This is a genomic window from Nosocomiicoccus massiliensis (genome assembly GCF_000438455.1).
GTDB classification, from domain to species: Bacteria; Bacillota; Bacilli; order Staphylococcales; family Salinicoccaceae; genus Nosocomiicoccus; species Nosocomiicoccus massiliensis.
On record NZ_CAVG010000011.1, the window covers coordinates 1 to 2,701 of the forward strand.

At 37.2% G+C, this 2,701-nt stretch carries 4 protein-coding genes; all 4 read right to left on the reverse strand.

Annotated features, from left to right (window positions below; genetic code table 11):
- Nucleotides 1-197: 197 nt before the first annotated feature.
- A complete protein-coding gene (locus tag TJ68_RS00345; RefSeq protein WP_052327218.1) occupies nt 198-992 on the reverse strand; it encodes a menaquinol-cytochrome c reductase cytochrome b/c subunit in 795 nt (264 codons plus the stop codon).
- 28 nt (nt 993-1,020) lie between these two features.
- Nucleotides 1,021-1,695, reverse strand: a complete 675-nt coding sequence (gene qcrB, locus TJ68_RS00350; RefSeq protein ID WP_040928134.1) for a menaquinol-cytochrome c reductase cytochrome b subunit — start codon at nt 1,693-1,695, stop codon at nt 1,021-1,023.
- 19 nt (nt 1,696-1,714) lie between these two features.
- Complete coding sequence (locus tag TJ68_RS00355) at nt 1,715-2,215, reverse strand: QcrA and Rieske domain-containing protein (RefSeq protein WP_040928135.1); 501 nt, start codon at nt 2,213-2,215, stop codon at nt 1,715-1,717.
- Between the two features lie 113 nt (nt 2,216-2,328).
- Nucleotides 2,329-2,701 (reverse strand): DUF2487 family protein (locus TJ68_RS00360; protein ID WP_040928136.1); only part of this gene is annotated, 373 nt, incomplete at its 5' end.

The window sequence follows — 2,701 nt, forward strand, 5'->3', positions numbered from 1 at the left end:
CAAATGGATAAAAATACCATTCAGTAACGGATAACTGCCATCGATACCAGTAGTAACCATAAATGGTCCCTAAAAAGTTAGATATAAATAACAAAATTAAAAATGTTCTATTAAACATTAATTGATAAAGATAATGAATCATACATTCACCTATAAAAATACCCTCAATGCGTGCTTGCATCGAGGGTACGATTTAATTATTTTTCACCAGTATTTTCAGCGTTCTTTTTATCTGTAAGTTCAAGGTTTGCTATGAATTTAGAGATTTCATCAATCTCTTCTTCTGTTAACGAATCTTTGAATGGTGGCATTGTTTCAGCACCATTTTCTACGAAAGCTTTAACAGTTGCTTCATCAAGCTCAGGAGTTACTAAGTCTGGACCTGATGCACCTGTTAATTCTCCTCCGTGACAACTTGTACAGTTCGTTCTAATTAATTCATTGAATACTGGATCTTCTGTGTCTAAGTTAGAGAACACAATTTTACCTTGTTCTGATTGTTGCTCCCAATCGTGATATGCAACTGATTCCCATGTTGCATAGAAAATAATTGCTACAGAAACTACCATTAAGCTTGTTGCTACTGGACGTTTTTTCCAGTTTCTATGTTTAGAGTTATCTAACCAAGGCATTAATAGTAATGCACCCATTGCTAGACCAGGAATAATAATCGCACCAACTACGTTGAATGGACCTGAAGCATATGTGTATTTTAGAATCTGGTATAAGAATAAGAAATACCAGTCAGGTAACGGAATGTAACCTGTGTCAGTTGCATCAGCCATTCTTTCAAGAGGTGCCGGGTCAGCAACGATTAAGCATAAGAAACCGACTAAGAATACCGCGCCCGTTAACCACTCTTTTAATAAGAAGTCGGGATAGAATTCTTCTGTTCTACCAGGGAATTCTGAGTAGTCGCGATTTAATTTCGGCTTTTCGTAGCTTTGAACTCGTGAGTCTCCAACAAATTTAAGACCTTTACCGCGCTTCATTGATTTCTACCTCCCCTTAAATTAGGTCCTATAGTGGACCTGAAATTCCTTGTCTACGTATTAGGATAAAGTGTATCCCCATTAATACAAACAATGCCGCAGGTAGGAAGAATACGTGAATCGCAAAGAATCTTGTTAATGTTTGTGCTCCTACAATTTCAGCATCTCCTGCGAGTAATGTTTTAATCCACTCACCGATAAATGGAACTGATTCAGCAATATCTAAACCAACGTTAGTTGCGAATAATGCTTTCATATCCCATGGTAGTAAGTATCCTGTGAATGCTAATCCAAGCATAACCATGAATAGTAGAACACCTACAACCCAGTTTAACTCACGTGGAGATTTATAAGCTCCTGTAAAGAATACTCTTAACGTATGTAAGAACATCATTACAACTACTAAACTTGCACCCCAGTGGTGCATACCGCGAACGATCATACCAGCCGCAACATCGTTCTGTAAGTAATATACAGAATTCCAAGCGTTAACGATGTCTGGTACGTAATACATTGTTAAAAACATACCGGATAGAACCTGAATTACTGTAATGAAGAAAGTTAATCCACCAAAACAGTAGACGAATGCTGAGAAGTGATAGGCAGGGTTAACGTGCTCAGGCACTTCGTGATCAGCGACGTCTCTCCATATCGGAGTGATATCAATTCTATCATCAATCCAATCGTAGATACGATTTAGCATAAAATCCCTCCTATTTTACTCAAACAAGCGTGTTCTCTTTTTTCTTACCAATTGTGATGTACCCATCTTTTTCTCCAACCTCGAACTCATCTAGTGGTCCACGTGGAGGTGTTCCTGGTACGTTGTTACCATCTTTAGTGTACAGTCCGTTATGACAAGGACAGAAGAACATATCTGGGTTACCATCGTCTCCAGCCCATGTTACTGTACAACCTAAGTGTTTACACACTGGTGATAAACCGATGAGCTTATTACCATCTTTGTAGACCCATGCGAAGTTTGTAACTTCACTTTCGTACCAAGCATCTTTTTGAGTAAATGTGAAATCAACCTTCTGAGGTTCTTCTGTTATTTCACTTACTTTAACGCTCGTAACGATTTCGTCACCTTCAGCATCTGTCTGGAATAATGGATCTAAAGCGAATCTACCCATTGGTAGAATCATTCCGGCTGCCATAAAAGAACCGACACCCATTAATGAATAGTTTAGAAATTGGCGTCGAGTAACTTTATTTGACATTCCATTTCCCCCCTCAAACTTACAAACTTTTCTATATTAATAACTAAGACATATTTAGTTTATCCTATTAAATAAGCATGGTCAATAAGTCTTTTCATATTTTAGACAAACTTTTATTGATTCCAAAATTGAATAATTTGTTTTAGAACATTTGTCATCTCATCTTTTACAAGTGCTTGCATCACATCAGGTTCCATCGTTTCTAAAGGAATACTATTTAACTTGATGAGTTCTAAGTCGTTGATATCACGTGGATTCACTGTTAATACAACGACGTGTTTAAATCCAAACTCCTTTAATTGAGTACCATAATCTGAGACGTGTGACACGTCGTTGTTAATTACAGAAAATAATGGCGTGATGAGTAGTCGACCTTTTAGTTGCTTTTCAAGTAAATAAATAACGTGCTGCATTAGTTCGATGTTATTTGCGTTTTCTTGTCTTCTATCTGTAATATCAATATCTATGACAGGTATAATCGCAGTG